Source organism: Streptomyces griseus subsp. griseus (assembly GCF_003610995.1).
Taxonomy (GTDB): domain Bacteria; phylum Actinomycetota; class Actinomycetes; order Streptomycetales; family Streptomycetaceae; genus Streptomyces.
This window is the reverse complement of record NZ_CP032543.1, coordinates 1,657,913-1,683,623: the sequence shown is the minus strand read 5'-3', so window position 1 is coordinate 1,683,623 and position 25,711 is coordinate 1,657,913. Positions and strand designations below refer to the sequence as shown.

Sequence of the window (25,711 nt, the reverse complement as noted above, 5' to 3'; positions counted from 1 at the left end):
AGGACTTCCGCAGTTCGACGGCGCACCGCGAGATCCTTGACGTAGGACAGGAAGCGACGCGGCGGCGCGCCCGGCGCGCGCTCTCGGAGACGACGAAAGAGGACGCAACGATGACGACGGTTCCCCTGCCGACCGACGGGACCCGCTGGCGCTGCACCCTGTGCGGCAATCTCACGCGCTTCGATGTGACGCGGTCCTCCAAGGTCGTGGAGTACGTGCACCTCGACCTGGCCGGTGAGTCCAGTGTCGAGGAGCGGGAGGTGGTCAGTGAGACCATCGAGTCGGTCCGCTGTCGTTGGTGCAACGCGGTGGACCAGATCGAACTGGTGGACAGGCCGGGTGCCGCCTCCTGAGGGAGCGCGCCGACAGACATATCTATGGGGTGACGGACGGTGGATCAGCCGACCAGCGACGCCGAACCGGCCGATGCGGCCGACGGCGGTGCCGAGGCGCTCGACCGTCCGCTGCCCGAAGGCGTACGGCGGCGGGTCATCGCCCTGGTCTCGGACGCCTTCGGCGGGCTGACCGTCGCCGAACTGCCCGCCCAGTTGCGGCAGTATGCCCGGTTCACCCCGACCCGCCGGGCCAAGTTCGCCGGGAACGCGATGGCCGCCGCCCTGGAGAGCGAACCGCTCTTCCGGCAGCGCATCGGTGAGCGGCTGAGCCAGGCCCAGCCGGAGCTGGCCGGCGCGCTGGAGGCCGGTTCGCCGCCCGCGGCCGCCGACCCCCTCGATGTGGCCGCCGCCGCCTATGTGCTGCGCCCGGTGGGCTGGGTCAAGCTGGTCGAGGCGGCCGGCGAGGAGGTCCAGCGGGCCGACGCGGAGCGGGTGGGCGAGGAGACCCGGCGCGAACTGGTCCAGCTGCGCGAGGAGCTGGAGCGGGCCCGCGCCCACACCCGCAGCGAGACCGAGCGGCTCCGCGCCGAGCTGGACGCGGCCCGCAAGGAGTCCGAGTCGCTCCATCGCAAACTGCGCTCCGCGCTGAGCGAGGTGAAGCGCGGCGAGGCCGCTCTCCGCCGCGGCGCCGCCGAGGCCGACACCCAGCGGGCCGAGGCCGCCGCCCAGCTCTCCGCCGCCGAGAGCGAGTCGCGCCGGCTCAAGCACCGGCTCGGCGAGGCGGAGGCGGCCGTCGAGGCGGGCCGCCGGGCCTCCCGCGAGGGGCGGTCGGTGGAGGACATGAGGCTGCGGCTGCTCCTGGACACCGTGCTGGACGCGGCCTCGGGGCTGCGGCGCGAGCTGGCCCTGCCCCCGGTGACAGCCCGCCCGGCCGACAGCGTGGACGCGGTGGAGCCGGGCCGGATGTCGCCGAAGGACATTGCCGCCAGGGCGCTTTCCGAGACGGACCCGGCGCTGCTGGACCAGCTCCTCGCGCTGCCGCAGGCGCATCTCATCGTGGACGGCTACAACGTCACCAAGACCGGCTATCCCCAGATGCCGCTGGAGAAGCAGCGGTTGCGGCTGCTGGGCGGCCTCTCGGTGCTCGCCGCGCAGACCGGCGCCGAGATGACCTGTGTCTTCGACGGAGCCGAACTGGCCGCCCCGGTGCTCCTCGCGCCGCCGCGCGGGGTGCGGGTGCTGTTCAGCAAGGCGGGGATCACCGCGGACGAGCTGATCCGTCAACTGGCCCGCGCGGAACCACCGGGACGGCCCGTGGTGGTGGTCTCCACCGACCGCGAAGTGGCGGACGGGGTGGCCAAGGCCGGTGCCAGGCCCGTCGCGTCCGTCTTGCTCCTGAAGCGCCTTTCGCGCGTCTAGGCGCAGATGTGCGCCATGTGTGGCATGCCGGATTTTTGGGAACGTACCGTCAAGTCACCGCTACGCGTGGTTCGGTGAGAGTAAAGAAGTGCCTGGTGTGACAAGAAAAATCCGGTGAGGATTTGAACTGATCACAAGAGGGTCACTATGGTCAGGCCTCGAACCTTCGCACGGTTGATCACCCATCCGGGGTGGCAGTGAAGGAACCGCCTAGTCCGTCATGCGCACGGAGCCGGGGATCCCATCCCCCACAAGCCCGGTAGGCGGCTCGAGGAAGAAGGAGCTCGCCTTCGTGGCGTCCCACCGTCGTCCCAAGCAGCCGAGCCGCACCCGCGTGACCGTGCTCACCGCGACCGCCGCTGCGGCCGTGGCCCTGACCTCCCAGGCCGCCCACGCCGACCCCAAGCCGACCAAGAACGAGGTCAAGGCGAAGGTCGACAAGCTCTACCACGAGGCCGAGGCCGCCACCGAGAAGTACAACGGGGCCAAGGAGCAGCAGGACAAGCTCAAGAAGCAGGTCGACGCGCTGCAGGACAAGGTCGCCCGCGGGCAGGACGAGCTCAACGACCTGCGCGGCGAGCTGGGTTCGATCGCCACCGCGCAGTACCGCTCCGGCGGTATCGACCCCTCGGTCGCGCTCTTCCTCGCCTCGGACCCGGACAGCTTCCTCGACCAGGCCTCCGCACTCGACCAGCTGACGGTCAAGCAGACGGAGTCGCTGCAGAAGATCCAGGCCAAGCAGCGCACCCTCGCCCAGCAGCGCAAGGAAGCCCAGGACAAGCTCGGCGACCTCGCCGACGTCCGCAAGCAGCTCGGCGAGAACAAGAAGAAGTACCAGGGCAAGCTGGCCGACGCGCAGCGGCTGCTCAACAGCCTGACCGCCGCCGAGCGGGCGAAGATCGCCCAGGAGGAAGAGGCGAAGAACCGCGCCAGCCGCGCCACCAGCGACCGCGTCCAGCTCGGTAACGAGGCCCCCGCCTCCAACCGTGGCGCCGCCGCCCTCTCCGCCGCCGCCACCCAGCTCGGCAAGCCGTACGTCTCCGGCGGCTCGGGCCCCAACTCCTACGACTGCTCCGGGCTGACCCAGTGGGCCTTCGCCCAGGCCGGTGTCAACATCAGCCGGACCACGTACACCCAGCAGAACGACGGAGTGAAGATCGGCCGCGGGCAGCTCAAGCCGGGCGACCTCGTCTTCTTCAACGGCCTGTCGCACGTCGGCTTCTACGCCGGCAACAACCAGATCCTGCACGCCCCGAAGCCGGGCACCGTCGTCCGCTACGAGTCGATGGACTACATGGGCACCTTCCAGTTCGGCGTCCGCATCTGACGCCACGCCCGCCCGGAGCGACGCCCGAACGAGGGAATCGCCCCACCCCACGCTGACGCCCTGCCCCGCCGGAGACCGAGGTCACCGGCGGGGCAGGGCCGTTCGACGCCCCTTCCGCCACCGGCGAGGTCTTTGGCCGCCCGGTAGTCGGCCGATTACTGTCTGGCTGCTGTGCGGCTCCCGCTCATCGGTCCGCCCGTCCCGGGCGGCCGGGCGCCGCGCGTTCCTGCGTCAACTGCGTCAGCGGAAGGAAGTGCGGCTTCCTGTGGTGTCCCATCGCCGTCCCACCCAGTCCGGCCTCCATCGGGGCGTCCGCGTCACGGTCGTCACGGCGGCCGCCGCCACCGCGGCCGCGACCCTGACCGGAGCCCCCGCGAGCGCCGACCCCAAGGACACCCGCGAGAGCGCCAAGGCGGCCGTCGACCGGCTCCACGGCGAGGCCGAGCAGGCCACCGAGCGCTACAACGAGGCCGGGGAGCGGGTGGAGCGGCTGCGTGGCGAGGCGGACCGCGCCCAGGACGCGACGGCCCGCGGCCAGGAGGCCATCAACCGGATGCGCAACTCCCTCGGCGCGATGGCGGGTGCCCAGTACCGCACCGGCTCCATCGACCCGGCGCTCGCCCTCCTGCTCTCCTCCGACCCGGACACCTACCTGGAGCGGGCCGCCGCCCTCGACCGGGCCGGTGTCCGCCAGACGCTCACCCTGGACAAGCTCCGCCGCGCCCAGCGGGGCGTCGCCCAGACCCGCGCCGAGGCCAACCGCGCCCTCGCCGAGCTGGAGCGCAACCGGGCCGCCGTGACCCGCCACAAGAGATCCGTCGAGGCCAAGCTCCGCCAGGCCCGGCAACTGCTCAACTCCCTGCCCGCCGAGGACCGCGCCTCCTTCGAGCGGGCCTCCCGCTCCGGCCGCGACGGCGCCCCCGACCTCTCCGGCGTCGCCCCCGGCTCCGCCCGGGCGATGTCCGCCGTGGCCGCCGTCCGCCAGGCGCTCGGCAAGCCGTACGTGTGGGGCGCCAACGGGCCCTCCGGCTTCGACTGCTCCGGCCTCATGCAGTGGGCCTACGCCCAGGCCGGGGTGAGCCTGCCCCGCACCTCGCAGGCCCAGCGGTACGCGGGCCGCATGGTGCCCCTCTCCCAGGCCCAGCCCGGCGACCTGGTCGCCTACCGCGCCGACGCCAGCCACATCGCCATGTACGTCGGCAACGGCCAGGTCATCCACGCCCCCTATCCGGGCGCCCCGATCCGCTACGACCCCGTCGGCATGATGCCCGTCTCCTCGGTCACCCGGATCTGACCACCGCCCGGATCAGGCCGCCCGGCCGACCGTCCGCCCGGATCTGACCGTACGATCGGCAGGGTGGCCGTACGAGGACGTGGTGCGCGAGGGAGACGCCCTCGGCGGTGGCGGCGTGCGGCGGGCCTGGTGCTCGCCGCCCTGCTGACCGCCTCCGCCTGCACGGCCCCGGCCGCCCAAGGGGATGTCGCCGCCTCCCTCACCGTCCGCGAGATCGACGCCACCCTGGAGCGCCGCGCCGCCGCCGTCCTCGCCCGGGACCCGGCGGGCTACCTCGACACCCTCGCCCCCGACGCCGCGAAGCTGCGGGCCGCCCAGCGCACGGAACTGGCCAACCTCGCCGACGTACCCCTGAAGTCGTGGACGTACGAGGTGAAGGGCATCACCGAGGAGGACGGCGACTGGGCCACCGCCGAGGTGGAGCTGCGCTACCGGATCACGGGGTACGACACCGCGCCCGTCACCACCCGCCGCACCCTGGAGCTGATGCGGGACGGCGAGCGGTGGTACGTCAGCGCCGACCGGCCCGCCGAGGGCGCCTCCGACCAGCTCTGGCACCAGGGGGAGGTGGAGGTCGTCCGGGGCGCCCACAGCCTCGTCCTGGGCGTCGGACGGCCCGAGGAGGAGCTGCGCCAGGTCGCCGACACCGTGGACCTCGCCGTACCGGCCGTCTCCGACGCCTGGCCGCAGTCCTGGGCGCGCCGGGTGGTCGTCCTCGTCCCGGACTCCGTGGAGTCCATGGCGGGGCTGCTGGGCGCCACGGAGTCCAGCTACCGGGGGATCGCCGCCGTCACCACGGGCGAGGCCGGCACCCCCGGGAAGCGGCCCGCCCTCGCGGACCGGGTCATCGTCAACCCGCAGGCGTACGGCTCACTCGGCAGCTTCGGCCAGCGGGTCGTCCTGACCCATGAGACGACCCATGTCGCCACCCGGACCAGCACCTCCGCGGCCACCCCCGTCTGGCTCTCCGAGGGCTTCGCCGACTGGGCCGCCTACCGGGGCGAGGACCGCACCCCCGACCTCATCGCCCCGGAGCTGACGGGCGCGGTCCGGGCCGGTGACGTACCCGCCGAACTCCCCGTCGACAAGGACTTCGGCTTCGACGGCGACCCGGCCGAGCTGGCGCGGGCCTACGAGAGCGCCTGGATGGCCTGCGAGCTCATCGCGGAGCGGTGGGGCGACGAGAAGCTCACCGCCTTCTACGCCGCTGTGGGGGCCCATCCCGGGCGGGACGGGGCGGTGGAGCAGGCGCTGGGATCGGTCCTCGGCACGACGCCCGAGCAGTTCACCGCCGACTGGCGCGACTACCTGAGCACCCGGCTCGGCTGATCCCCCCGGGCCGGGTCCGCCCCGGACCGCCGCGCCCCCGGCACCGTCTCCCGCCACAGCCGGCGCGCGGCCAGCAGCGAGGCGGCCACCAGCAGCCCGTTCCGTACGAGGAGGAGCGCCACGCCCGACGCGTCGCTCGCCACCACCTCGGCGAAGTACACCGGGAACTCCAGCACCGTCACCCCCGCCGCCAGCACCACCAGCACGGCGGGCCGCACCATCCCGCCGCCCCGGAACGCCAGGCAGACCGCCGCGAGACCGACCAGCCACACCACGTACTGCGGGCTGATCACCCGGCTCGTCGTGGTGAACAGCAGCACCGCCGTGAACGCGGCCTGCGCCGGGGTGTGGGCGGCGAACGTCCGGGCCCGCAGCCGCCACACCAGCAGCCAGCCCAGCGCGAGCACGGCCAGCCCCAGCATCAGCGTCGAGACCGGCCCCACCTGCGGGCCGAGGAACTCCATGGAGCCGTAGTGCAGCTCCACCCGCCCCTCCCAGCCGGCGTGCCGGGCGAGATGGAAGTACAGCGCCCCCAGCGACTCGATCTCCAGCCCCCGGTCCCGCTGGAAGGCCAGGAACGCATACGCCCCCGGCATCCACAGCGCGAAGCCCGCACCGAGACCGGCCGCCGTCAGCGCCGCCGCCGACCAGGCCGCCCGGGTCGGCCGCCCCCGCCGGACCCCCACCAGCACCAGCGCCGGCCACACCTTCAGCAGCGCCCCGAACGCGGCCAGCGCCCCCAGCACCTTCGGATGGCGCACCCCCGCCAGCAGCGCCGCCACCGCGACCGCCGTCACCATCAGGTCGTACCGGGCGTACACGGTCGGCCCCAGCAGCGGCACCCCCACGACCCACACCCACGCCCCCGCCGCCCGCATCCCCGGCCGCCGGCCCGCGTACAGCAGCAGCCCGAACACCAGCGCGTCGCAGAGCAGCACCAGGGCGTAGAAGGCGCTCGCGTACCCCCAGAAGGGCAGCAGGGCGGGGGAGAGGATCGCGAGGGCGGCACCCGGCGGGTACTGCCAGGTGACGTCGTCCAGCGGGTACGTGCCGGTCAGCAGCGTCTCGTACCAGCCCCGGTAGATCACCGACACGTCCACCGTGACATCGAGGCCGCCCAGGGTGAGCACCCCGCACACCCAGAGCAGCAGCGCCGCCCGGGTCAGCGCCCAGACCGCGCAGGGCAGGAGCCCCGCGCCCATGCGTGTCCGCCCGGTCATCGCCGCCGCCCTGGATCGTCTCCGGCCCTCGTCCGGCGGCCCATGATGCCCGGGGGTGAGGGCGTGGGCCGTGAAGCGCGGCCGTTCGGTACTGTCAGCCGCGATGGACAAGACCCTGATCGTGACCAACGACTTCCCGCCCCGTCCCGGTGGCATCCAGGCGTTCCTGCACAACATGGCGCTGCGCCTGGACCCCGACCGGGTCGTCGTCTACGCCTCCACCTGGAAGCGCGGCGAGGAGGGCGCGGCGGCCACCGCCGCCTTCGACGCCGAGCAGCCGTTCATCGTGGTCCGCGACCGGACGACGATGCTGCTGCCGACCCCGCGCGTCACCCGGCGGGCCACCGCCCTGCTGAGGGAACACGGCTGCACCTCCGTCTGGTTCGGCGCCGCCGCCCCGCTCGGCCTGATGGCCCCGGCGCTGCGCCGCGCGGGCGCGGAGCGGCTGGTGGCCACCACCCACGGGCACGAGGCCGGGTGGGCCCAGCTGCCCGCCTCCCGGCAGCTGCTGCGGAGGATCGGTGAGTCCACGGACACGATCACCTATCTGGGTGAGTACACCCGCTCCCGGATCGCCGCCGCCCTCACCCCGGACGCGGCCGCCCGCATGGTGCAACTGCCGCCGGGCGTCGACGAGAAGACCTTCCACCCGGCCTCCGGAGGCGACCGCGTCCGCGCCCGCCTCGGCCTCTCCGACCGGCCCGTCGTCGTCTGCGTCTCGCGGCTGGTGCCGCGCAAGGGCCAGGACACGCTGATCCTGGCCATGCCCGCGATCCTGGCGCAGATCCCGGACGCGGTGCTGCTGATCGTGGGCGGCGGCCCGTACGCCAAGGACCTGGAGCGGCTCGCGGTGGAGACCGGGGTGCAGGACTCGGTGCGGTTCACCGGGCCCGTGCCGTGGGCGGAGCTGCCCGCGCACTACGGGGCCGGGGACGTCTTCGCCATGCCGTGCCGGACGAGGCGGCGGGGGCTCGACGTGGAGGGGCTCGGGATCGTCTACCTGGAGGCGTCCGCGACCGGACTCCCGGTGGTGGCCGGGGACTCGGGCGGCGCTCCGGACGCGGTGCTGGACGGCGAGACCGGGTGGGTGGTGCGCGGCGGCAGCGCCGAGGAGTCGGCGGACCGGATCGTGACGCTGCTCGGCGATCCGGAGCTGCGACAGCGGATGGGGGAGCGGGGCCGGGCCTGGGTCGAGGAGAAGTGGCGCTGGGACCTGCTGGCGGAGAAGCTCAAGACGCTGCTGTGAGTGCGGAGAAGAACACGCTGCTGTGAGGACGCAGGAGCACGCTGCTGTGAGGACGCAGAGGAACACGCTGCGGTGAGTACGCCGAAGGGGCCCGCGCCATCATGGCGCGGGCCCCTTCGTGCGCGTAACGCTCAGGCCCGGTAGATCGACTCCACCTCGTCCGCGAAGTCCTTCGCCACCACATTCCGCTTCAGCTTCAGTGACGGCGTGATGTGGCCCGCCTCCTCGGTGAACTGGGCGGGCAGGATCCGGAACTTGCGTACGGACTCGGCCTTGGAGACCGCCGCGTTGCCGTCGTCCACCGCCCGCTGCACCTCGGCCAGCAGCTCCGCGTCCTCGCGCAGCGACAGGGCGGTCGATCCGGCCGGCTTGCCGTGCTCCTCGGCCCAGCGGCCCAGGAACTCCTCGTCCAGGGTGACCAGCGCGCCGACGAACGGGCGGCCGTCGCCGACGACCATGCACTCGGCGACCAGGGCGTGGGCGCGGATGCGGTCCTCGATCACCGCGGGGGCGACGTTCTTGCCGCCCGCCGTGACGATGATCTCCTTCTTGCGGCCGGTGATCGCGAGGTAGCCGTCCTCGTCGAGGGTGCCGATGTCGCCCGTGTGGAACCAGCCGTCGGCCAGTGCCTCGGCGGACGCCGACTCGTTGTTCCAGTACCCGGTGAACAGGTGCTCGCCGTGGAGCAGCACCTCACCGTCGTCGGCGATCCGGACCACCGAGCCGGGCAGCGGCTGGCCGACCGTGCCGATCTTCGGCCGGTCCCACGGGTTGAACGCGGTGGCCGCGCACGACTCGGTCAGGCCGTAGCCCTCCAGGACCGTGAAGCCGATGCCCCGGTAGAAGTGGCCGAGCCGCTCGCCCAGCGGGGCGCCCCCGGAGATCGCGTACTCGCCCCTGCCGCCCAGGACCGCGCGCAGCTTGCCGAAGACCAGCTTGTCGAAGAGCCTGTGCTTGAGCTTCAGCCCGAGCGCGGGGCCCTGCGGGGTGGACAGCGCCCGGCTGTAGGCGATCGCCGTGTCGGCGGCCCGGTCGAAGATCCTGCCCTTGCCGTCCGCCTGCGCCTTGGCGCGGGCCGCGTTGTAGACCTTCTCGAAGACCCGGGGGACACCCAGGATCAGCGTCGGCCGGAACGAGGCCAGCTCGTCGGTGAGGTTCTTGATGTCCGGGACGCAGCCGAGCTTGATCGGGGCCATCACCGAGGCCACCTCCACCAGCCGGCCGAAGACGTGCGCGGCGGGCAGGAACAGCAGCACCGAGCACTCGCCCGTACGGAACAGCGGCTTCAGCCGCTCCACCACGTTGCCGCACTCCGCGAAGAAGCTGCGGTGGGTGAGCACACAGCCCTTGGGACGGCCCGTCGTGCCGGAGGTGTAGACGATGGTCGCCGGATCGTCCGCCTTGGCGCTGACCATCCGCAGGTCCATGGTCTCGTCGGAGACCTCGGCACCCGCCTCGCCGAGCGCCGCCACGGCGCCCGCGTCGATCTGCCAGACATGCTCCAGCTCCGGCAGCGCTTCCCGCACCGAGGCCACGGACGCCGCGTGCGCGTCGCTCTCCACGAGCACCGCCACCGCACCGGAGTCACCCAGGATCCACTGGACCTGCTCGGCGGAGCTGGTCTCGTACACCGGCACGGTCACCGCGCCCGCGCTCCAGATCGCGAAGTCCAGCAGCACCCACTCGAAGCGGGTGCGCGACATCAGGGCGACCCGGTCGCCGGGCTGCACGCCCGAGGCGATCAGACCTTTGGCGGCGGCTCTCACCTCGGCCAGGAACTGCGTGGCGCTGACATCGGTCCAGGCACCGGCCACCTTGCGGCTCATCACCGCGACTTCGGGATGCTGAGCGGCGTTGCGGCGGATGAGATCCGTCAGATTGCCGTCCGTCGGGACCTCGTACAGGGCCGGAAGGCTGAACTCGCGCAAGACTGCTGCTCCTCATCGGGCTCCGGTGCCACGGCTCTGTGTGACGCACCGGCTGCGGTCCGAGAATGGCGGGTGCTCAGTGGGGTGAGCACGACTGGACTGCCCGGACGTTACCCACCGGTACCAGGTTCCCGATAGGGGGTTCCGGCCAGATGTCTTATGCATCACACATGTAAATGGCCCTTACCACGCACAGTAGTCCACCGGCGCGATGACTCGGAAGTAACCGCAGGTCCGGCCGGTCTACCCCGCACGCGGGCGGGCGCTTTAGGGTGATCCGTATGCGAGGCAGTGAAGCGGACGGGCCGGCGGCGGGCGCACGGCGCTCCACCCGGATCCACGTGGTCAGCGATGTGCACGGCAACACCGAGGCCCTGGCCCGGGCCGGGGACGGTGCCGACGCCCTCATCTGCCTCGGTGACCTGGTGCTCTTCCTCGACTACGCCGACCACTCGCGCGGCATCTTCCCCGACCTGTTCGGCAAGGAGAACGCGAGCCGCATCGTCGCGCTGCGCACCGCCCGCCGCTACGAGGAGGCCCGCGCCTTCGGCCACGAGCTCTGGGCGGGCCGGGACCGCAACACCGAGATCATCGGCGCGGTACGCAGGCAGTACGCCGAACTCTTCGCCGCCTTCCCCACCCCGACGTACGCCACCTACGGCAATGTCGACGTCCCCCGACTGTGGCCCGAGTACGTCCTCCCCGGCACCACCGTGCTGGACGGCGAGCGGGTGGAGATCGGCGGCCGGGTCTTCGGCTTCGTCGGCGGCGGCCTCAGGACCCCGATGAACACCCCGTACGAGATCAGCGACGAGGAGTACGCCGCCAAGGTCGAGGCGCTCGGCCCGGTCGACGTGCTCTGCTCGCACATTCCGCCCGAGGTCCCGGAGCTGACGTACGACACCGTCGCCCGCCGCTTCGAACGCGGCAGCACCGCCCTGCTGGAGGCCATCCGCACCACCCGCCCCCGGTACGCGCTTTTCGGCCATGTTCATCAGCCGTTGGTCCGCCGGATGCGCCTGGGCGACACCGAGTGCGTCAACGTCGGCCACTTCGCCTCCACCGGGACGCCCTGGGCGCTGACCTGGTGACCGGAAGCCCCCGGGCCGTGGACCGGAGCGCGGCGGGCACGCGATAGCCTGCACAGCGGCAGGCCTCTGCCGAACGCGACCGGTAACACCGCACTGGAGGGCCACGGCGATGGCTGAACACACCAGCTCGAGCATCACGATCGAGGCGGCACCGGCCGACGTCATGGCGGTGATCGCCGACTTCGCCCGCTACCCGGAGTGGACCGGCGAGGTCAAGGAGGCCGAGGTCCTGGCCACCGACGACCAGGGCCGCGCCGAGCAGGTCCGCCTCGTCCTGGACGCCGGAGCCATCAAGGACGACCACGTCCTGAAGTACACCTGGCTGGGCGACAAGGAAGTCAGCTGGACCCTCGTCAAGTCCCAGATGCTGCGCTCCCTGGACGGCACCTACGCCCTCGCGTCCATGGCCGGCGGGGTGCGCACCGAGGTCACCTACAAGCTCGCCGTCGACGTCAAGATCCCGCTCCTGGGCATGATCAAGCGCAAGGCCGAGAAGGTCATCATCGACCGCGCGCTGGCCGGCCTGAAGAAGCGCGTCGAATCCATCCCGCAGGGCTGAGAGCGATGCGTACGGTCCTGACCACCGGCCCCGGCGGCGCAGGCCGTACCACCCTCGCCGCGGCGACCGCCCTGGCCGCCGCCGCGAACGGCGGCCGCACCCTCCTGGTCTCCGCCGAGCCCATACCCGGCTTCCCCGACGGCACGGAACCCACCGCGGTCACGGACCGGCTCGACCACGCCCGGATCGACTCCGGCGCCCACTTCCGCGCCGAACTCACCGAGCTCCAGCAGCGCGCCTCCGGCGTCCTGGACCTGGTCGGCGCCGGGCGCCTGGACGGAGAGGAGCTCACCGAACTTCCCGGCTCCCCGCAGCTCGCCCTCCTGCACACCCTGCACCGCGCCGCCGCCGGCGACTGGTCCACCGGCGGCTACGACACCCTCGTCGTCGACCTCCCGCCGCTCGACCAGGCCCTCGCCCTGCTGGCCCTCCCCGAGCAGCTCCGCCGCTATCTGCGCCGCCTGCTCCCCGCCGAACGCCAGGCCGCCCGCGCCCTGCGCCCCGTCCTCGCCCAGCTCGCCGGGGTCCCGATGCCCGCGCAGTGGCTGTACGAGGCCGCCGCCCGCAAGGACGCCGAGCTGGCCGCCGTACAAGCCCTGGTCGAGGACGGCTCCACCACCCTGCGCCTGGCCGCCGAGCCCGGGCCCGCCGCCGAGGCCGCCCTGCGCACCGCCCGCACCGGCCTCGCCCTGTACGGGCTCCGCGCCGACCTGCTGGTGGCCAACCGGGTGCTGCCGCGCCACTCCTCCGACCCCTGGTTCGCCGATCTCGCCGCCCAGCAGGAGAAGTGCCTGGGCCACTGGCACGAGGAGTGGGCCCCCTACGTCCCGGTCCACGAGGCCGCCCACCTGGGCCGCGACCCCCGGACCGCCGACGACCTGGCCGCGCTCGCCGTCCCCGCGCCGGACGAGCGGGAGCCCGGCCGGGTGGACGACCCCTGGTGGATCGAGGAGGAGCCGGGCGAGGAGGGCCGCCCCTCCGTGCTGGCCTGGTGCCTGCCGCTGCCCGGCGCGGCCAAGGAGGACCTGCGGCTGGTCCGCCGGGGCGAGGAACTGCTCCTGACCGTGGGCCCGTTCCACCGGATCGTCCGGGTCGCCTCGGCCCTGCGCCGCTGCACCGTCTCCGGCGCGGCCCTGACCGACGGCGTCCTGCGGGTCCGCTTCACGCCCGACCCGGCGCTCTGGCCGCGCACCCCGTGATCCTTTGGCCGCGTACGTCCCGGTTCCTGAACGGGCCGCGGCCATTCGGGTAACGTCGGTGGTACGAGTCATGAGCCCCGCCGGCCGCCCGTCGGCGGCCGGCACCCGCGTCGCAGGAGTCCGCCATGAGTGAAGCCACCGATCGTCCCGTCGACGGCGACGCGTGGGCCGACGCCTGCGCCGAGGACCTCGCGGAGGAGAAGGCCCGCCGCCGCGCGCAGTACGGCCCGCAGCCCGGCTCCGCCGCCGAGGAGCTGCGCAAGCTCGTCGACGCGGTCGCCGACAAGGTCTCCTCCCTCCAGTCGCCGCTGCTCGGCGTCGCCGCCCAGGGCGCGGTCCAGCAGGCCATCCGGCAGGCGAAGTCCGCCGTGGAGCCGGTCATCGAGCGCAACCCGCAGGTCTTCGACCACCTCGCCGCCGCGGGCAACGAGCTGCTCGCCGCCTACCGCTCGGCGGTGGAGGGCCAGGAGAGCCGCTGGACCCGCACGGCGGCCGACCCCGCCGAGGCCGCCCCTGACGCCACCGCGGAGAAGGCCGCCGACGACCCGTCCGACCCCCGTGACGAAGGCCGCGACGAAGGCCCCTCCGGCACCGAACGCATCGACCTGGACTGACCGGAGGCACCCCCCGGCGGCCCGCTCCGCAAAGGCCGGGACCGACCGGTCCCGGCCAGGCCGGGCGCTGCCTCGGGTACGGTTGGCCCTAGCGGGGCTCGACCGAAACTGAGGGATTCATGGGACTCACCATCGGCGTCGATATCGGCGGCACGAAGATCGCGGCTGGAGTGGTCGACGAAGAGGGCCGGATCCTCTCGACGTTCAAGGTGGCGACGCCCCCGACGGCCGAAGGCATCGTCGACGCGATCTGCGCGGCGGTGGCCGGGGCGAGCGAGGGCCACGAGGTGGAGGCCGTCGGCATCGGCGCCGCCGGATACGTCGACGACAAGCGCGCCACCGTGCTCTTCGCACCCAACATCAACTGGCGCCACGAACCGCTCAAGGACAAGGTCGAGCAACGTGTCGGCCTGCCCGTCGTCGTCGAGAACGACGCCAACGCGGCGGCCTGGGGCGAGTACCGCTTCGGCGCCGGCCAGGGCCACGACGACGTCATCTGCATCACGCTCGGCACCGGCCTCGGCGGTGGCATCATCATCGGCAACAAGCTGCGCCGCGGACGCTTCGGCGTGGCCGCGGAGTTCGGCCACATCCGGGTCGTCCCGGACGGTCTGCTCTGCGGCTGCGGCAGCCAGGGCTGCTGGGAGCAGTACGCCTCCGGCCGCGCGCTCGTGCGGTACGCCAGGCAGCGCGCCAACGCCACCCCGGAGAACGCCGCCGTACTGCTGGGCCTCGGCGACGGCACCGTGGACGGCATCGAGGGCAAGCACATCAGCGAGGCCGCCCGCCAGGGCGACCCGGTGGCCATCGACTCGTTCCGCGAGCTGGCCCGCTGGGCCGGTGCCGGACTGGCCGACCTCGCCTCGCTCTTCGACCCCTCCGCGTTCATCGTCGGCGGCGGCGTCTCGGACGAGGGCGAGCTGGTCCTCGACCCGATCCGCAAGTCGTTCCGGCGCTGGCTGATCGGCGGCGAGTGGCGCCCGCACGCCCAGGTGCTGGCCGCCCAACTCGGCGGCAAGGCAGGGCTCGTGGGCGCGGCCGACCTGGCACGCCAGGGCTAGGGGGGTCCGGCCCTGATCCGCCGGACACGCCCAGCCCGGTCCCGTACGACGCACAAGGCGCCCGTCGCCGCCCTCCGGGGCAGCGGCGGGCGTCCGTCGTATCGTGGCCCGCATGGTCCTGACGCCACTGCCCGACTCCCGTACCGAGCCGGACGGTTCAGCCGTGATCCGGGTGCTGAGCTACAACGTCCGCTCCCTGCACGACGACACCGAGGCCCTGGCCCGGGTCATCCGCGCCTGCGCCCCCGACCTCGTCCTCGTCCAGGAGGCGCCGCGCTTCTTCCGCTGGCGCAAGGCGGCCGCGAGGCTGGCCAAGAGCGGCGGCCTCGTGGTCCTCGGTGGCGGCGCCACCGCCGCCGGACCGCTGCTGCTCTGCTCGCTGCGGGCGGCCGTCGAGAGCACCGAGGACATCCTGCTGCCGCTCACCCCGGGCCTGCACCGCAGAGGGTTCGCCACCGCCGTCGTGAAGATCGGCGGGGTCCGGCTCGGGGTGCTGAGCTGTCATCTGAGCCTCCAGCGTGAGGAGCGCCTCACCCAGGCCGGACTGCTGCTGGAGCGGCTGGCGTCCATGGGCGTGGAGCACGCCGTGGCGGGCGGCGACCTCAACGACGTACCGACCGGAAAGGCCTTCCAGCACCTGGCCGGCCACCTTCAGGACTGCCGGGCCGTCGCCCCTTGGGGCGGCGAGCTCACCTTCACCCCCGACGACCCCCGCAAGCGCATCGACGCCGTCTTCGCGACCCCGGGCATCGAGGTGCTCGGCTGCGGGGTCCCGGCCGGGCTCCCCGGGGTGCGCGAGGAAGACCTGAGGGCGGCCACGGACCATCTGCCGGTCCTGGCCGCCCTCAGAGTCCCCGCGGGGTGACGGATCACACGACCGCGCCGCGCCCCGGATCGCCGTAGGTGTCGTCATCGTCGTCGTGCGGCATCCGGGCCACCAGCGTGACGAAGCCGCCCAGGAAGCCGCCGACGCAGATCGTGGTGAGCCACCACGTCATGTTCCACTGGAGCAGCACCGCCAGCAGCATCAGGACCGGCCCGCCGATCACCGCCAGCCAGGCGAACTTCGCCGTGGTGTCGGCCTCCGGCAGCGGCGGCGGCTCCGGGGGCACGAAGTGGCCCTCCTCACCGTCGTCCGGCACATCGATGCCGTCGTCCTTGGGCTCGGACAGCTCGTAGTCGCGGGGACCGGCCACACCGGGCGCGAAGACCACGGAGCTGCCCAGCGGCTTCTTCTCCGGCGGCTTCGGGGGAGCCTTGCCCGACCCCTTGTCCGCCGGGTCACCGGCCCGGCCGTGGTCCGGCCCCACCACATTGCGCTGGTCGTCCTCCAGCAGGGCGAGGTCCTCGACCGACTTGAACGGCTTGGCGCCCGGCGGGTCCGGCGGCTCCTCCCCGTACCCCGCGACGATCGCGGCCCACGCCGCGTCCTCGTCGACCGTCCGCTCCTCGTCGGCTCTCTTCTCGGGCTCGGCCCCTTCCGGGACGGCCGGTTTCGTCGTCCCCTCCGGGACGGCCGCGCTCTCCGTGGGGCGCGGTTCGCGCTCCTCGTCGCTGCCTGTGCGTTCCGCGTCGTGCTCAGCCACCGGACGTGCTCCCCTTCATCCCGACGTTCGGTGCGAGACGGCCGATGAACCGGTAGCTCTCATCGAAGATCCGCTCCGCATCATGGTCCAACGTCGCCACGTGGTAGCTCTGTTCCAACAGGATCTCCGTGACGTCCGTGGAGGAGATCCGGCTCAGGATCCGGGCGCTGTCCGCAGGCGGTACGACATGGTCCTGCGGGCTGTGCAGCAGCACCACCGGCTGGGTCACCTGCGGCAGCTCCCCGTCGACCAGCCGGAAGAACTTCCGCACCGAGTGGGCCGCGTGCAGCGGCACCTTGTCGTAGCCCACCTCGTGCGAACCGGGGAGCGCGATGTCGTCGGCCAGCCCCTTCGTCGTACGGACGAAGTGGCGGGCGACCGGCAGGGCGTACGCCGAGAGGCCGTGCACCTTGTTGGCCGGGTTGACCAGCACCAGACCGCTGATCGCGTCCCCGTGCCTGGCCGCCAGCCGCAGGGACAGGGCACCGCCCATGGAGAGGCCGAAGACGAAGACCTGCTCGCACGTCTCGCGCAGCACCCGCAGCTCGCGGTCCACCTCCGCGTACCAGTCCTGCCAGCCGGTGACCGCCATGTCCTCCCAGCGGGTGCCGTGGCCGGGCAGCAGCGGCAGGGAGACGGTGAGCCCGCGCTCGGCGAGATGGTCGGCCCAGGGGCGCAGCGACTGCGGCGAGCCGGTGAAGCCATGACAGAGGAGGACGCCGACCTCTCCGCCCTCGTGGCGGAACGGCTCGGCTCCAGGGAGGACCGGCACCGGGGTCTCCTGTTCGTGAGGTGAGGCGGGGCGGGGCGCACCGGGGGAAGTGCTTGACGGATGACTTCACCGTACGCGACCGGACCGACACCGACCAGGGCCGTCACCGCCTCTCCGAGGCCCCGGGTTAAGGTCTGACCGACAGCACACAGGAGGCACCACAGGTGATCTACGGCGCAATGAAGTTCTCCATCGGCGGCTCGTTGAAGCTCGCCTTCCGGCCGTGGGTGGAGGGCCTGGAGAACATCCCCGAGCGGGGGCCGGCGATCCTCGCGAGCAACCATCTCTCCTTCTCCGACTCGTTCTTCCTCCCCGCTGTCCTGGACCGCAAGGTCACCTTCATCGCCAAGGCCGAGTACTTCACTGCCCCCGGCGTGAAGGGCAAGCTCACCGCCGCCTTCTTCAAGGGCGTCGGCCAGCTCCCCGTGGACCGCTCCGGAGCGCGCGGCGCCGGTGAGGCGGCGATCAAGGCGGGCATCCAGGTCGTCGAGAGCGGCGGCCTCTTCGGCATCTACCCCGAGGGCACCCGCTCGCCCGACGGCCGCCTCTACCGTGGCAAGCCCGGCGGCCTGGCCCGCGTCGCGCTCGCCACCGGCGCCCCGGTGATCCCGGTCGCGATGATCGACACGGAGAAGATCCAGCCGCCCGGCCAGGTGATGCCCAAGCTGATGCGGCCCGGTATCAGGATCGGCAAGCCGCTGGACTTCAGCCGCTACCAGGGCATGGACGGCGACCGCTTCATCCTGCGCTCGGTGACCGACGAGGTCATGTACGAGATCATGAAGCTCTCCGGCCAGGAGTACGTGGACATCTACGCCACCGCCGCCAAGCGCCAGATCGCCGACGAGGCGAAGGCCAAGGCGGAGGAGGCCAAGCGCGATCGCAAGCAGGCGGCGGGCGACGAGAACGGAACGGAACGGTCCGGCGCCTAGGAGCGTCGTTGACCGTCGGGGGGTGGGGCCAGATGGCCAAGCGTGAGCGGGTCGTACGGATGTCGGTCGAGCAGCCGCTGTGGCGTGCGCTGATGGGCTACCGCGTACTGACGATGGTCTACGCGGTGCTGCTCGCCGTCTTCGGGAAGGATCACCTCGGCCAACGGCCCTTCGAACGGCCCTGGGTGGCCTTCGCCTACCTCGCGTTCCTCGCCGTGTGGACGCTCGCCACCCTGCCCAAGGTCCGCTCGGCGGCGAGCTGCACCAAGCGCTTCCTCGGCGCGGACCTCGTCGTCGCGCTGACCGGGATCATGCTCACCCCCGTCGCCGACATCCACTCCCAGACCTTCGACGGCCCGACGCTCCCCTCGATCTGGACGGCCGGGGCGGTCCTCGCCTTCGCCATCAAGGGCGGCTGGCGGTGGGCGGCCTTCGCCTCCACCTTCGTCGCCGCCGCCAACATCATCCAGCGCGGCGAACCCAGCCGGGACACCTTCCACAACGTCCTGCTGGTCTGGGTCGCCTCGATAGCGATCGGGTACGTCGTCGAGGTCGCCCGCGCCAGTGAACGCACCCTGGCCCGCGCCCTGGAGATCGAGGCGGCCACCCGGGAACGCGAGCGGCTGGCCCGCGACATCCACGACAGCGTCCTCCAGGTCCTCGCCATGGTGCAGCGCCGGGGCACCGCGATCGGCGGCGAGGCGGCCGAGCTGGGCCGGATGGCCGGGGAGCAGGAGGTCGCCCTGCGCACCCTGGTCTCCAGCGGCCTGGTCCCGCCCACCCGGGTCTCCGAGGACGCCGCCGAAGGCGCGGTCGTCCGCACGGTCGACGTGGACGAGGAGAGCCCCGGCGGCGACGGGGCCACCTGCGACCTGCGCGCCCTGCTCGCCCCGCACGCCGGCTCCCGCACCAGCCTCGCGGAGCCCGGCGCCCCCGTGGTCCTCCCGGCCGAGGCCGCCCGCGAGCTGGCCGCCGCTGTCGGTGCCGCCCTGGACAATGTACGGGTGCACGCGGGGGCCCGGGCCCAGGCGTGGATCCTGGTCGAGGACGAGCCCGGCGAGGTGATCGTCACCGTCCGGGACGACGGCCCCGGCATCCCGGAGGGCCGCCTCGCCCAGGCGGAGGGGGAGGGGCGGATGGGGGTCGCGCTCTCCATCCGCGGCCGGCTGCGCGATCTCGGCGGCACGGCCGAGGTGATCTCGGTGCCGGGACAGGGCACCGAGGTCGAGTTGAAGGTTCCGAAAGCACAGGTTTCCCGGGGGAAGGCAGGATCGGCCCGATGAGTACGCAGAACGCACCGCGGCAGGACGGCACGGAGGCCGCCGACCGGCCCATCAAGGTCATGGTGGTCGACGACCACCCGATGTGGCGCGACGCCGTCGCCCGCGACCTCGCCGAGTCCGGCTTCGACGTCGTCGCGACCGCCGGGGACGGCCCGCAGGCGGTCCGCCGCGCCAAGGCCGCCAACCCCGACGTCCTGGTCCTCGACCTGAACCTGCCCGGCATGCCCGGCGTCCAGGTCTGCAAGGAGCTGGTGCCCGCCCATCCCGGCCTGCGCGTCCTGGTCCTCTCCGCGAGCGGCGAGCACGCCGACGTCCTGGAGGCGGTGAAGTCCGGCGCCACCGGCTATCTCCTCAAGTCCGCCTCCACCCAGGAGCTGACCGACGCCGTCCGCTCCACCGCCAACGGCGACCCGGTCTTCACCCCGGGCCTCGCGGGCCTGGTCCTCGGCGAGTACCGCAGGCTCGCCTCCGACCCGGCACCCGCCGCGTCCGACGAGCCCAAGGCCCCGCAGCTCACCGACCGCGAGACCGAGGTGCTGCGGCTGGTCGCCAAGGGACTCTCGTACAAGCAGATCGCCGAGCGTCTGGTCATCTCGCACCGCACCGTCCAGAACCATGTGCAGAACACCCTGGGCAAGCTCCAGCTGCACAACCGGGTGGAGCTCGTGCGGTACGCGATCGAGCGCGGCCTCGACGACGTCTGATCCGGGCCGGCGACGACCGGGACCGGCGGCCGGACGACCGGGACCGGCGGCCGAACGACCGGACGACCGGCACCGGTGGCCGGGACCTTCGGCCCGGCCGGCGGGCCGTCCGGCCACAGGCGCGCCCGGCGGCACAGCCGTATATTCGCGCTATGGAGATCTTGGCGTTCGGTGTGCAGTCCGATGAGAAGCCCCTGATCGAGAAGGCCTTCGCGGGGCTGCACGAGGTCCGCTGCCTCGACGTCTTCCTGAACCGGGACACCGCCCCCATCGCGGCCGGGTACGAGATCATCTCCACCAGCGTCAACGCCGACCTCGACGCCAAGGTCCTCCAGACCCTGGCCACCGGCGGCACGCAGATGATCGCCCAGCGCTCCACCGGCTTCAACAACATCGACCTGGACGTCGCCGAGCGGCTCGCCCTGCGCGTCGCCCGGGTCTCGTACTACTCCCCGTACTCGGTCGCCGAATTCGCCTGGACCCTGGCCATGGCGGTCAACCGGCGCGTCATCCGGGCCGCGAGCCGCACCCGCGACTTCGACTTCCGCCTCGACGGGCTGCTCGGCCGCGACATGCACGGCCGGACCGTCGGCGTGGTCGGCACCGGCAAGATCGGTGAGGCGTTCACCCGGATCGCCCACGGCTTCGGGATGAGGCTGCTCGGCTGGGACGTCGCGGAGAACCCGGCCTGCCTGGAGCTGGGCATGGAGTACGTGGAGAAGGAGCGACTCTTCGCCGAGGCCGACCTGATCAGCCTCCACGTCCCGCTGCTCCCCGCCACCCAGCACATCATCAACGAGGCCGCCCTGAAGTCGATGAAGGACGACGCGATCCTCGTCAACTCCAGCCGTGGCGGCCTCATCGACACCGCCGCCCTGGTCACCGAGTTGCGCGCGGGCCGCTTCCTCGGCGTCGGACTGGACGTGTACGAGGCGGAGGCCGGGCTCTTCTTCCTCGACAAGTCCCTGGAGGGGGTCGACGACGACACCCTGGCCCGGCTGGTGACCTTCCCGAACGTGATCGTCACCTCGCACCAGGCGTACTACACCGAGGACGCGGTGGGCCAGATCATCGACGCGACGGTCCGGAACGTCACCGACTACCTGGCCGGCCGGCACAGCGAGAACGTCCTCGTCCCGCCGCCGCCCACCCGCTAGGGGCGGGCGGCGGCGGGAGGCGCGGAGGGTTCAGCTCAGCACCGGCAGCCCCGCCAGCAGCTCCGTCACGATCGCGGCCCCCCGCACGGTCAGCACCGACTCCGGGTGGAACTGCACCGAGGCGAAGCCCGGCCCGCGCAACGCGTGCAGTTCACCGCTCTCCTCGTCCCGGCTCACCTCGACGCCGTGCGCGGCCAGTTCGGCGGCGGCCGGTCCGTCGCACCGAGCGGTGAAGCTGTTGTAGAAGCCGACCGTCTCCGGCCGCCCGAACAGTTCGATCCGGGTCTGCGCGCCTTGGTACGGCACCGCCTTGCGCACGATCTCCATGCCCAGCTCGGCCGCGATCAGCTCATGCCCGAGGCAGACCCCGAGCAGCCCGTACCGGTGCTCCCGCACCAGCCCGGCCGCCACCTCCCGCAGCAGCCGCATCTTCGGGTCCGTGCGATCGCCCGGGTTCCCGGGACCGGGGCCCAGCACGACCGGCCCCTGATGCGCCCGCACCACCTCACGCAGTCCCGGCTCGTCGAACCGGCGCACCGAGACCTCCAGCCCCGACGAGCGCAGCAGATGGGCCAGCATCGCGGTGAACGTGTCCTCGCCGTCCACCACCAGCGCGTGCCCGGTCAGCTCCCGGGTGCGCTCCTGCATCCGCAGCCAGAACGGGGCGAGCCCGCCCCGCCGGTCGTCCAGCGCCGCCTGCACCCGGGGATCGGCGGCGAGCAGCGGACGGCCCGCCTCCGCCTCCGGCCGCCCCGGCCGCACGCCGAGCGCGGCCAGCACCCCGGCCGCCTTGGCATGCGTCTCGGCGACCTCGCTCCCGGGGTCCGAGTGGCGTACGAGGGTGGCCCCGACCGGCACCGCGAGCGAACCGTCCGGGGCGATGTCGGCGGTCCGGATCAGGATCGGCGAGTCCAGCGTCTGCGCCCCGTTCGCGTCCTGCCCCACCAGGGCCAGCGCACCCGCGTAGTAGCCGCGCCCGCCCTGCTCGTACCGCTCGATCACCCGGCAGGCGTTCTGCACCGGTGAGCCGGTGACGGTGGCCGCGAACATGGTCTCGCGCAGGACGTCCCGTACGTCCAGCGAGGAACGGCCCCGCAGCTCGTACTCCGTATGGGCGAGGTGGGCCATCTCCTTGAGCCGGGGCCCGACCACCACCCCGCCCATGTCGCCGACCGTGCACATCATCTTCAGCTCCTCGTCGACCACCATGGACAGCTCCTCGCTCTCCTTGCGGTCCCCGAGGAAGGCGAGCAGGCCCTCGGCGGTGGGGCCCTCGGCCGGGTAGCGGTAGGTCCCGCTGATCGGGTTCATCACGACCGTCCCGCCGGACATCCGCACGTGCACCTCCGGGCTCGCCCCGACCAGCGTCCGCCCACCCGTCGCCCGCCGCCCCGAATCGGAGGCCCCTTCGGTCCCGCTGCCTCCGGTGTGGACGACGAACGTCCAGTACGCGCCCCGCTCACCCGCCAGCAGCCGCCGGAACAGCGCCAGTGCGTCCGCCCGCCCGAACCCCGGGATCTCACCCCGGAACGTCCGCCGGATCACGAAGTTCGCGCCCTCGCCCTGCCCGATCTCGTCCCGGATCACCCGCCGCACGATCTCCGCGTACTCCCCGTCCGGCACGTCGAAGCCCCGGTCCTCCACCACCACGTCATGGGCGGGCAGCGCCGCCAGCACCTCCGCCAACTCCAGCTCGTGCGTCTCGTCGGCGACCAGCACGCTCAGCGGCGTCCCGTCGTCCTGTACGTCGAAGCCGCGCTCGGCGATCTGCCGGAACGGCACCAGCGCCAGCGCGGGCGCCGCGCCCACCGGCAGATCGGCCAGCCTCCCCGCCTCCCGCACCCGGCCGATCAGCACTTCCACGTGATCGTGGTCACGGCCGGGCGTACGCCGGCGCAGCAGGGCGAAGGGCGGGGCGTCGTCGGCCAGCAGCCGGCGGACGAGGTCAAAGGCGGTACGGGACATGGGAGCGGGTTCCTTCCGGACGGTCCGTACGAGGGCCTCGTACGGGATTCACGGGGGAGAGGAACGGCTCCGCAACGCAGAAAAGGCCGCCCCTCGGGCGGCCTTCGCGGTGTGTGTCAGCGCGATGTGTCAGCGGGCCGCCGGATGAGCGGTCCACCACCAGTTCTGGATCGAGATCTGGATCTGTCGCGTCGACATGCTCAGACCCTAGCGGACGTTCCGGGCATCGGAGCGGGTGTCTCAACTATTGAGCGCTCGGATGGACGCCTCCCGCGACCCCGTAATGTTGTGCACGTGACCGTGAACGCCAATACCTCCGTCGCCGGTGGCAACACCTGGCGAGACCTTCCCGCGGCGCAGCAGCCCGAGTACCCCGACTCCGAGGCCCTGCGCGATGTACTCGCGGACCTCGCGTCGTATCCGCCGCTCGTCTTCGCGGGCGAGTGCGACCAGCTGCGCGCCCGCCTGGGAGCCGTCGCCAAGGGCGAGGCGTTCCTGCTGCAGGGCGGCGACTGCGCCGAGGCCTTCGACGCCGTGTCCGCCGAGCACATCCGGGCCAAGCTGAAGACCCTGCTCCAGATGAGTGCCGTCCTGACCTACGCGGCCTCCGTGCCCGTGGTGAAGGTCGGCCGGATCGCGGGCCAGTACAGCAAGCCGCGCTCCAAGTCGACCGAGACCCGCGACGGCGTGACCCTGCCGACCTACCGGGGCGACTCGGTGAACGGCTTCGCCTTCACCGAAGAGGCCCGGATCCCGGACCCGCAGCGGCTGAAGCAGATGTACCACGCGTCCTCCTCGACGCTGAACCTGGTGCGCGCCTTCACCACCGGTGGTTACGCCGACCTGCGCCAGGTGCACGCCTGGAACCAGGACTTCGTGAAGTCGTCCCCGGCAGGCCAGCGCTACGAGGCCCTGGCCCGCGAGATCGACAACGCGCTCAACTTCATGAAGGCGTGCGGCACCGACCCGGCCGAGTTCAAGGCGGTCGAGTTCTACGCCTCGCACGAGGCGCTGCTGCTGGACTACGAGACGGCGCTGACCCGCACCGACTCGCGCACCGGCGAGCTGTACGACACCTCGGGCCACATGGTCTGGATCGGTGAGCGCACCCGGCAGATGGACGGTGCGCACATCGAGTTCGCCGCGAAGGTCCGCAACCCGATCGGCATCAAGCTCGGCCCGACGACCACCGTCGACGAGGCGCTCGGCTACGTCGACCGCCTCGACCCCGAGCGCGAGCCCGGCCGGCTGACCTTCATCGTCCGCATGGGCGCCGACAAGGTCCGCGACAGGCTCCCCGAGCTGGTCGAGAAAGTCACCGCGTCCGGCGCCACCGTGGCGTGGGTGACCGACCCGATGCACGGCAACACCTTCGAGGCCGCCTCCGGCCACAAGACGCGCCGCTTCGACGACGTCCTGGACGAGGTCAAGGGCTTCTTCGAGGTCCACAAGGGCCTGGGCACCCACCCGGGCGGCATCCACGTGGAGCTGACCGGCGACGACGTCACCGAGTGCGTGGGCGGCGGCCACGAGATCTTCGTGGACGACCTGCACCAGCGCTACGAGACGGCCTGCGACCCGCGGCTCAACCGCAGCCAGTCCCTCGACCTGGCCTTCCTCGTCGCCGAGATGTACCGCGACCAGTAAGCAGTCCCCGGTGGGTGTTTCCGCCGGACGCGCCTATGGGGCACGGATCCATGTGATCCGTGCCCCACAGTCCGTTCCGGGGCTTCTCCGCGCCTCGCCATGTGGGTAAGGTTAGGTTAGCCTCACCGATGAAGACGGGGACGGCGCCAGCGACCGACCCGCAGGGAGGTGAACCGCATGTACGTCTGCTCCTGCTTCGGCATCACCGAGGCGCAGGTCAAGAAGCACGCGGATGCCGGGGCCTGCACCCCGCGTCAGATCGCCTCGGCCTGCAAGGCCGGCACCGACTGCGGCGGCTGCGTCCGGCGGATCCAGGCCCTGCTGGGGCGCGACTGCTCGCGCCGCGACCTGGTGGGCCGGCAGCGGGAGCCCGCGGTGGCGCCCGTCACCCAGCCGGTCCCCGCGGCCGCATCGGTCGCTACCCCGGTCACGGCGGGGGCCGCCCTCTCCGCGATCCGGGACGTCCAGCTCTCCGACGCCGCCTGAACGGCCTCTCCTGACGCGTCGGCTCAGCTCTCCGGCTGTTCGATCAGCTGCGCGATGTACAGCGGCTCACCGAGCTTCTCCACCAGCTCCAGCTGGGTGTCGAGGTAGTCGATGTGGTGCTCCTCGTCCTCCAGGATCGACTCGAAGATGTTCGCCGAGGTGATGTCCCCCTTGGCGCGCATCACCTCGATCCCGCGCTTGAGGCGGTCGATCGCCTCCACCTCGACCTGGCGGTCCGCCTGGAACATCTCGGTCACCGTCTGGCCCACCCGGACGTGGAAGAGCCGCTGGTAGTTGGGCAGCCCGTCCAGGAACAGGATCCGGTCCGTGAGGATCTCGGCGTGCTTCATCTCGTCGAAGGACTCGGCCCTGGTGTACTTGGCGAGCTTGGTCCAGCCGAAGTTCTCCTGCATCTTCGCGTGCAGGAAGTACTGGTTGATAGCGGTCAGTTCGGCAGTCAGCTGTTCATTGAGGAACTCAAGGACCTCGGGGTCGCCCTGCATCGCAGAGGCTCCTTCCAAGCGTGATCGACAAGGTGGCCGCATCCTCGCACCGCA

The 25,711-nt window shown here is 72.3% G+C and carries 25 protein-coding genes; 18 read left to right on the top strand and 7 right to left on the bottom strand.

The features are described from left to right. Positions 1-110: 110 nt before the first annotated feature. From D6270_RS07795 to D6270_RS07775, 5 genes are all read left to right on the top strand, one after another. Positions 111-353, top strand: a complete 243-nt coding sequence (locus D6270_RS07795) for a hypothetical protein (protein ID WP_015608051.1) — start codon at positions 111-113, stop codon at positions 351-353. Positions 354-392: 39 nt separating this feature from the next. Beyond that, on the top strand, positions 393-1,754 hold the full coding sequence (locus tag D6270_RS07790) for an NYN domain-containing protein (RefSeq protein ID WP_109166091.1): 1,362 nt from the start codon (positions 393-395) through the stop codon (positions 1,752-1,754). A 292-nt stretch (positions 1,755-2,046) separates the two neighbouring features. Further along, positions 2,047-3,081 carry a C40 family peptidase gene (locus D6270_RS07785; protein ID WP_109166092.1) on the top strand — a complete coding sequence of 345 codons (1,035 nt, stop codon included), beginning with the start codon at positions 2,047-2,049 and terminating at the stop codon, positions 3,079-3,081. A 265-nt stretch (positions 3,082-3,346) separates the two neighbouring features. After that, on the top strand, positions 3,347-4,375 hold the full coding sequence (locus D6270_RS07780; protein ID WP_109166093.1) for a C40 family peptidase: 1,029 nt from the start codon (positions 3,347-3,349) through the stop codon (positions 4,373-4,375). Between the two features lie 63 nt (positions 4,376-4,438). Next, positions 4,439-5,704: a Cif family virulence factor gene (locus D6270_RS07775; RefSeq protein WP_109166094.1), complete on the top strand. Its 1,266-nt coding sequence runs from the start codon at positions 4,439-4,441 to the stop codon at positions 5,702-5,704. Here D6270_RS07775 and D6270_RS07770 read toward each other — a convergent pair. Continuing rightward, positions 5,680-6,924: a glycosyltransferase 87 family protein gene (locus D6270_RS07770; protein WP_109166095.1), complete on the bottom strand. Its 1,245-nt coding sequence runs from the start codon at positions 6,922-6,924 to the stop codon at positions 5,680-5,682. The two genes, D6270_RS07775 and D6270_RS07770, sit on opposite strands and share 25 nt — an antisense overlap. A 103-nt stretch (positions 6,925-7,027) precedes the next feature. Here D6270_RS07770 and D6270_RS07765 point away from each other — a divergent pair, with 103 nt between their 5' ends. Continuing rightward, complete coding sequence (locus tag D6270_RS07765) at positions 7,028-8,170, top strand: glycosyltransferase family 4 protein (protein ID WP_109166096.1); 1,143 nt, start codon at positions 7,028-7,030, stop codon at positions 8,168-8,170. A gap of 131 nt (positions 8,171-8,301) precedes the next feature. On the opposite strand, the gene D6270_RS07760 is transcribed toward D6270_RS07765, so the two are convergent. Next, complete coding sequence (locus tag D6270_RS07760) at positions 8,302-10,098, bottom strand: AMP-dependent synthetase/ligase (RefSeq protein ID WP_109166097.1); 1,797 nt, start codon at positions 10,096-10,098, stop codon at positions 8,302-8,304. 281 nt (positions 10,099-10,379) lie between these two features. Between D6270_RS07760 and D6270_RS07755 the strand changes: the two genes are divergently transcribed. The 6 genes from D6270_RS07755 to D6270_RS07730 all read left to right on the top strand — a co-directional run bounded on the left by D6270_RS07755 (position 10,380) and on the right by D6270_RS07730 (position 15,487). Next, a complete protein-coding gene (locus D6270_RS07755; protein ID WP_109166098.1) occupies positions 10,380-11,189 on the top strand; it encodes a metallophosphoesterase family protein in 810 nt (269 codons plus the stop codon). Between the two features lie 109 nt (positions 11,190-11,298). Continuing rightward, a complete protein-coding gene (locus tag D6270_RS07750) occupies positions 11,299-11,748 on the top strand; it encodes an SRPBCC family protein (protein ID WP_109166099.1) in 450 nt (149 codons plus the stop codon). Between the two features lie 5 nt (positions 11,749-11,753). Next, the gene (locus tag D6270_RS07745) at positions 11,754-12,947 is read left to right on the top strand and encodes an ArsA family ATPase (RefSeq protein WP_109166100.1); all 1,194 of its coding nucleotides are present in this window, start codon (positions 11,754-11,756) and stop codon (positions 12,945-12,947) included. A gap of 125 nt (positions 12,948-13,072) precedes the next feature. Next, positions 13,073-13,561: a DUF5304 domain-containing protein gene (locus tag D6270_RS07740; RefSeq protein WP_109166101.1), complete on the top strand. Its 489-nt coding sequence runs from the start codon at positions 13,073-13,075 to the stop codon at positions 13,559-13,561. Positions 13,562-13,680: 119 nt separating this feature from the next. Beyond that, positions 13,681-14,622 carry an ROK family glucokinase gene (locus D6270_RS07735; RefSeq protein WP_109166102.1) on the top strand — a complete coding sequence of 314 codons (942 nt, stop codon included), beginning with the start codon at positions 13,681-13,683 and terminating at the stop codon, positions 14,620-14,622. A gap of 112 nt (positions 14,623-14,734) precedes the next feature. Then, positions 14,735-15,487, top strand: coding sequence for an endonuclease/exonuclease/phosphatase family protein (locus tag D6270_RS07730; protein WP_109166103.1), 753 nt, complete (start codon positions 14,735-14,737; stop codon positions 15,485-15,487). Positions 15,488-15,491: 4 nt separating this feature from the next. Here D6270_RS07730 and D6270_RS07725 read toward each other — a convergent pair whose 3' ends face one another. Beyond that, positions 15,492-16,208 carry a hypothetical protein gene (locus tag D6270_RS07725; protein ID WP_109166104.1) on the bottom strand — a complete coding sequence of 239 codons (717 nt, stop codon included), beginning with the start codon at positions 16,206-16,208 and terminating at the stop codon, positions 15,492-15,494. Next, the gene (locus D6270_RS07720; RefSeq protein ID WP_109166105.1) at positions 16,201-16,980 is read right to left on the bottom strand and encodes an alpha/beta hydrolase; all 780 of its coding nucleotides are present in this window, start codon (positions 16,978-16,980) and stop codon (positions 16,201-16,203) included. The genes D6270_RS07725 and D6270_RS07720 overlap by 8 nt, the downstream gene beginning before the upstream one ends. Positions 16,981-17,144: 164 nt before the next feature. Between D6270_RS07720 and D6270_RS07715 the strand changes: the two genes are divergently transcribed. From D6270_RS07715 to D6270_RS07700, 4 genes are all read left to right on the top strand, one after another. Beyond that, on the top strand, positions 17,145-17,912 hold the full coding sequence (locus tag D6270_RS07715) for a lysophospholipid acyltransferase family protein (protein WP_109166106.1): 768 nt from the start codon (positions 17,145-17,147) through the stop codon (positions 17,910-17,912). A gap of 32 nt (positions 17,913-17,944) precedes the next feature. Then, the gene (gene macS / locus D6270_RS07710) at positions 17,945-19,195 is read left to right on the top strand and encodes a MacS family sensor histidine kinase (protein WP_109166107.1); all 1,251 of its coding nucleotides are present in this window, start codon (positions 17,945-17,947) and stop codon (positions 19,193-19,195) included. After that, positions 19,192-19,899, top strand: coding sequence for a response regulator (locus D6270_RS07705; RefSeq protein ID WP_109166108.1), 708 nt, complete (start codon positions 19,192-19,194; stop codon positions 19,897-19,899). The genes macS and D6270_RS07705 overlap by 4 nt, the downstream gene beginning before the upstream one ends. Positions 19,900-20,051: 152 nt before the next feature. Further along, positions 20,052-21,056 carry a 2-hydroxyacid dehydrogenase gene (locus D6270_RS07700; RefSeq protein WP_109166109.1) on the top strand — a complete coding sequence of 335 codons (1,005 nt, stop codon included), beginning with the start codon at positions 20,052-20,054 and terminating at the stop codon, positions 21,054-21,056. A gap of 30 nt (positions 21,057-21,086) precedes the next feature. Here the strand turns inward: D6270_RS07700 and D6270_RS07695 are convergent, their stop codons facing one another. Together D6270_RS07695 and D6270_RS33920 are read right to left on the bottom strand one after the other, a co-directional pair. Beyond that, entirely contained in the window at positions 21,087-23,021 is a 1,935-nt protein-coding gene (locus D6270_RS07695; RefSeq protein ID WP_109166110.1) for an anthranilate synthase family protein, read from the bottom strand. A gap of 129 nt (positions 23,022-23,150) precedes the next feature. Beyond that, positions 23,151-23,219, bottom strand: coding sequence for a trp operon leader peptide (locus tag D6270_RS33920; RefSeq protein WP_109167551.1), 69 nt, complete (start codon positions 23,217-23,219; stop codon positions 23,151-23,153). Positions 23,220-23,321: 102 nt separating this feature from the next. On the opposite strand from D6270_RS33920, the gene D6270_RS07685 reads away from it, so the two are divergent. Together D6270_RS07685 and D6270_RS07680 are read left to right on the top strand one after the other, a co-directional pair. Then, a complete protein-coding gene (locus D6270_RS07685; RefSeq protein ID WP_161032534.1) occupies positions 23,322-24,668 on the top strand; it encodes a class II 3-deoxy-7-phosphoheptulonate synthase in 1,347 nt (448 codons plus the stop codon). A 177-nt stretch (positions 24,669-24,845) separates the two neighbouring features. After that, positions 24,846-25,154, top strand: coding sequence for a (2Fe-2S)-binding protein (locus D6270_RS07680; RefSeq protein ID WP_109166111.1), 309 nt, complete (start codon positions 24,846-24,848; stop codon positions 25,152-25,154). Between the two features lie 23 nt (positions 25,155-25,177). On the opposite strand, the gene bfr is transcribed toward D6270_RS07680, so the two are convergent. After that, positions 25,178-25,657, bottom strand: coding sequence for a bacterioferritin (bfr, locus tag D6270_RS07675; RefSeq protein WP_030117819.1), 480 nt, complete (start codon positions 25,655-25,657; stop codon positions 25,178-25,180). Between the last annotated feature and the right edge of the window lie 54 nt (positions 25,658-25,711).